Here is a 4,699-nt window from a genome sequence, read left to right on the forward strand (position 1 = left end):
CGTCGACGGCGATCATGGTGCATGTGGTGTGTGATGAGGCGACGCTGGCCGGCACCGCGGACAACCCGGCGTTCGTGGAAGGTCACGGGCTCATCGGTGGTGAGCATGTGCGCGATATCGCCGCGCGTAAGGACTCCATTGTGAAACCGGTGATCGGGCCGCAGGCGGTGGCGAATCCGGATGGGTCGTTCACCCTGCCCGCGCATCTGCCGTCGGACGCGCACCGGCCCTCGGCCGCATTGGACACGTTTCTGCGGATTCGGGATGGGTATTGCGTGGATCCGGGCTGTGTGACGTCGGCGTGGCAGGGCGATGGTGATCATGTCGCGGAGTTCGATCACGATCACCCGGAACGTGGTGGTCAGACCACGGCTGACGGTATGAACATCAAGTGCCGTCCCGGGCACTTGTTGAAGACGTTCGGGGAGTGGGTGGATGATCAGTGGCGCGACTGTGATGGGCGCCTGAGCACGGAGTACACGACTCCGGAGGGGCTGATACTTCCGGGTGAGGCCGAAACCAATGAGGACCTGTTTCCTGGGTTGCGTCGTATCCGGTTCGTCGCGCCCGCTCAAGGCCCACCGACTGGTAACGCGCGCAACGATATTGCCAGCACCCGCCGTCGTGGTCGGGTGGCAGACAAACATGCCCGACGCCGGGCAGAAAGGAACCGCAACCGACGCGACCGCGACGAACGCGACCGCGCCGCAGGCCCACCACCCTTCTGAACTGGTTAACGACGGACCCGGATTCCGCGATAGTCAGTGCAAGGGTTACGTCGTCGTGCCCGGATGGCTGAGGAGCGAAACATGGAGACTGCCAACGTCGGGAGAATCGGTTGGTTGCGTCGCGGAGTCGCCGCAGCGATGCTCGCGGGTGCCGTCGTCTCGTGTGCCTTCGTTGCGGCGGGATCGGCCGACGCCTACCCTGTCGGCCCCTGGCACATCGAAGGGCCGTGCAAGGGCAAGGCGAAGTCGCAGTGTCCGATGTCGCCGTCGAGAGACGGTCTGACCTGGTCATTTCACGGCGACGCGTGGAACTACGACAAGACCGGCCGGTTCGTCTGCATGTCGAGCGCCATCTACTGCGGGCCGCTCATGGCAGTGATCCGTGCACTGCCGCCGGTGCAGATCGGATCGGGACCGAGCACCATCGCGCGTCGATGATGATCCGTCAGTCGTGCGTCGCCGCGCGTAGTGACGGCGCGTAGCGGATCACGACGAACACCGCCGCTGCGATGAGGCCGGCGTTCACCACCAACAACGTCGTGTCGGTGGCGGCCCGCGAGATCGAGACGATGTCGACCATCCCGTGGAAGACCGCGATTACGAGGATGCTTGCGCGTGCGCTGTTGAAGAGGAACGTCGTCAAGTACGCGCCCAACAGGATGCTGATGATCCAGCCGGGAATCATCAACAGCCCCAACGTCTGCAAACCGTAGGAGTAGAAGAAGAGCGGCAGGTGCCAGCCTGCCCAGAAGAACGCGAAAATCGTTGTCGCGCCATACGACGACCAGCCGTCGGCCTCGAGCGAGGGGATGGCGTACCCACGCCAGCCGGTCTCCTCACCGAATCCGAAGAAGATGATCTCGATCGGAATCAGCATCAGCCCGACGTTCGCGAACTCCTTCGATCCGAGGAACTCCGACCACTCGACCGGGGACCCGAGCGCCGCCGACACCACTGCGCCGACGCCGAACAGGACGAGCGGGAACGCTATCGCGAACACCACCCACCGGGCGGGTACCCGCCAGCGCACCATCTGCGTACCCAACTCCCGAACTGCCGTGCGTCCGCCGTCGCGGTAGCGCATCACGAACGCCGCGGCCAACGGCCCGAGGGTGCCCACGTAGTGCAGGAATTGCAGGCTGTCGGGCGCGAAGAGCATGGGAATCCAGAACACCCAGGTCAATAGGTATGCGACTCCGAAGAATTGAAGGGTCCGAGCGGGTAGCCCCGACCGCAGATGCTGCCACCACGTTCGGGTGTCGCTGCGCATATCACACCTCCGACGCTCGCACCTCCTACGTTAGGTGCGAGCGTCGCTGCCGCCTACCGTCGAACGTCCCGAGTTGTCTACCCCGGCGCTTCGCTCGCCCCGTCTTCGGCGAGCCCACGGTATGCCGCTACAGCCGCAGCCGCCATCACCACGGCGGTGATCGCGAAACCGATGGCGGTGGCGGTGGTCCCGTGGACGTCGACGATCACCGCCGAGAACACCGCGATCCCGATCACGCCGCCCATCTGACGGCACGTCGTCATCAATCCGGACGCCTGGCCGCGCTTGTCGGCGGGAGCGGTCGCGATCGTCGCGGCGGTCAACGGGCTGAGGATCGCGCCGATCCCCGAGCCGGCAAGCAGCATGCCGGCGCACACCACGATCAACGACGACAGACCGAAACCGATTGCGCCGATGGACAACCCGGCTGCCAGTGTGAGGCTGCCGCCGACGACGACACGGCGTAAACCAAGCGTCTCGTATCGCGCACCGACGGTTCGGGTGGTGATCAACAGAGGAATGACCAACGGCAACAGACTGATACCGGCCTCGGCGGGGCTCAAGTGCAGTGCGTCCTGCAATGCCGTGGCGCCGTAGATGGTCGCCACCGTCATGGCGAACCCGAGCGCGGCGAGTGCTGCCGTGTTGGTGGCGAACTGGCGATTGGCAAACAATCCGATATCGAGGATCGGATCGTCGGCGCGTCGGGCGTGGACGACGAATCCGACTGTCAGGGCAATACCGACTGCGACCACCGTGAGGAACATAGGCGACGACCATCCCCACTCGGGCGCTTGCAGCAGCGCGGTCATGATGGCGGACAGCCCGCCGACGACGAGGACCACACCCAGCAGATCCCACGAGCGCACCGGATGTCGAGTGTTCTCTGGCCGCACGAGCGCGATGAGGACAATGCCGGCGAGGCCGACCGGCACGTTGATCAGGAAACCCCATTGCCAGCCGAGGAATTGCGCGCAGATGCCACCCACTGCGGGTCCGATGAGCGCAAACCCTTGTCCGACACCGGTATAGATGGCCATCGCACCGGCCCGCCGATCTTCGCGAATGGCCTGGGTGAGCAGGCTGAGTGTCGACGGCATGAGCATCGCGGCGGAGATACCGGCGATCGCCCGACATCCCACGACACCGGCGAAGTGCGGAATCAGCGCAATTCCCAACGAGGACAGGATGAATCCCGTCATGCCGGCGCGAAAGAGGTTGACCGGCCCATACGCGTCGGACAGGCGCCCGCCGAGCGGCAGGAACACGGCCAGGGTCAGCAGATACACCGAAACCAGCCACGCCCCTTGCGATCCCGACAGATCGAGATCGCGGGTCATGCTGGGGAGCATCACGCCGACGATGCTCGAGTCGAGCACCAGCAGCACCATGGTCGAGGTCAATGCCGCGATCAACAGCCGCTCACGACGAGCAGCCCGGTCAACGACGCCGGGGGTGCGTCGTTGACCGGGCAAGGTGTTCATCGAGCCTCCATTCGGATCAGGATCTCACGGCGAGGGTCACCAGAGGTCGTAGCTGACGTTGACGTTGGGGTAGCCGGTGGCGATGTGGGGTGCGTTGATGAAGTAGTGGCCGCCGGAGGTGCCGGTCATGTTGGTGTTGACGTTGCCGCGGACGTTTTCGAGGTTGTAGGTGGCGGTGGGGCCGAAGGCGCCGATCCGGTAGTTGACGAACACGGTCTCGTAGCTGGTGTTCGGCGCGACGCTGACGATGGTCTCGGATGCTCCGGGTGCCAGTGAGCGTGTGGGTGCTTGGACCCAGTGGCCGCTGCCGGGGGTGGCCGAGGCGAGCCATTCGGTCTTGTTGGTGTGATTGGTCAGGGTCATGGCGACGGTGGGTTCGCCGGGGTGGGTGACGGGCAGGGTGCCGGCGTTGGCGAGTCCGGCGCCGCCGACGGCGAGTGCTCCGGCGATTCCGAGCCCAGCGATGGCGGCGGCGGTGCGGGTCTTGACGTTCTTCGAGATGGTCATGGTGTCTCCTGAAGAGTTTGTCGTCCGGTCCTGGTTGGGCTGGGCGGGTTGTTTCTGACACCAATGACTTTGCCGCTCAGCGGGGTCGGTGACATTCCGCCGGGTGGTGGATGTACCGGGTGATGTCGATGTCCACCGATCGGGGGAGGTGTGCGATCTCGGTCGCGCCACGCAATGGTCGGCGTGGTCATTGAGCGAGATCGCGGCACGGGTGCCACAAAATGTAGGGGAAGAAGATTCCTCCCCTACCCTTGGTGTCCTCCCTGCGAAACTTCAGGGGAGGACTTTGAACCCCGCGGAAGAAACTTCTTCCCCTACTTTTTGTGCGACGGCCAGGGCAGGCAGGCGTTCATGTAGGATCTCATCCTCTTTGTCAGTCGCGAACTGGGGTTTCTCATGATCTTGTCACCTGTGGGTTCTCACTAACTTGTCAGAATCCTCAGGCCAGCACTGCTCCCCGGCCGGCGCGTCATAGTTCGAGGTTGCAGTGCTGAAGCGGCGGGTTGCTAGGAGACCGCTACGCGACGTGAACTGCGGCTTGTGAATGGTCGAACCGTCCGACCGGCTGAACAAGGGCGATCGAACGCCGGCCGGTGTCGTGGCGATGTTCCCGGATGTGACGTGTAAGGGCTCGGGACATGCTTGACGTCGTGTCGTCGGGACATCGTTGACGTCTCACGCTTGTCGGTGGTCGCAGTCAGAGTGTGGGG

At 64.3% G+C, this 4,699-nt stretch carries 4 protein-coding genes and 1 pseudogene; 2 read left to right on the forward strand and 3 right to left on the reverse strand.

Annotated elements, in window-relative coordinates; translation table 11 throughout:
- Nucleotides 1-728, forward strand: a pseudogene (locus ABZW74_RS24030) (HNH endonuclease); the annotation flags it as partial.
- A gap of 81 nt (nt 729-809) precedes the next feature.
- A complete protein-coding gene (locus tag ABZW74_RS24035; RefSeq protein WP_355279960.1) occupies nt 810-1,166 on the forward strand; it encodes a hypothetical protein in 357 nt (118 codons plus the stop codon).
- A 7-nt stretch (nt 1,167-1,173) separates the two neighbouring features.
- Here ABZW74_RS24035 and ABZW74_RS24040 read toward each other — a convergent pair whose 3' ends face one another.
- The 3 genes from ABZW74_RS24040 to ABZW74_RS24050 all read right to left on the reverse strand — a co-directional run bounded on the left by ABZW74_RS24040 (nt 1,174) and on the right by ABZW74_RS24050 (nt 3,989).
- Nucleotides 1,174-1,998, reverse strand: coding sequence for a CPBP family glutamic-type intramembrane protease (locus ABZW74_RS24040; protein WP_355279963.1), 825 nt, complete (start codon nt 1,996-1,998; stop codon nt 1,174-1,176).
- A gap of 77 nt (nt 1,999-2,075) precedes the next feature.
- Nucleotides 2,076-3,482, reverse strand: coding sequence for an MFS transporter (locus ABZW74_RS24045; RefSeq protein WP_240857807.1), 1,407 nt, complete (start codon nt 3,480-3,482; stop codon nt 2,076-2,078).
- A gap of 36 nt (nt 3,483-3,518) precedes the next feature.
- Complete coding sequence (locus tag ABZW74_RS24050) at nt 3,519-3,989, reverse strand: hypothetical protein (protein WP_240857806.1); 471 nt, start codon at nt 3,987-3,989, stop codon at nt 3,519-3,521.
- Between the last annotated feature and the right edge of the window lie 710 nt (nt 3,990-4,699).

Source organism: Gordonia sp. NPDC003585 (assembly GCF_040610755.1).
Lineage (GTDB): Bacteria > Actinomycetota > Actinomycetes > Mycobacteriales > Mycobacteriaceae > Gordonia.

What these genes read in the sequence shown, in the direction of transcription:
- ABZW74_RS24050 (WP_240857806.1), bottom strand. Translation starts at nt 3,989, where the DNA reads ATGACCATCTCGAAGAACGTCAAGACCCGCACCGCCGCCGCCATCGCT.
- ABZW74_RS24045 (WP_240857807.1), bottom strand. Translation starts at nt 3,482, where the DNA reads ATGAACACCTTGCCCGGTCAACGACGCACCCCCGGCGTCGTTGACCGG.
- ABZW74_RS24035 (WP_355279960.1), top strand. Translation starts at nt 810, where the DNA reads ATGGAGACTGCCAACGTCGGGAGAATCGGTTGGTTGCGTCGCGGAGTC.
- ABZW74_RS24040 (WP_355279963.1), bottom strand. Translation starts at nt 1,998, where the DNA reads ATGCGCAGCGACACCCGAACGTGGTGGCAGCATCTGCGGTCGGGGCTA.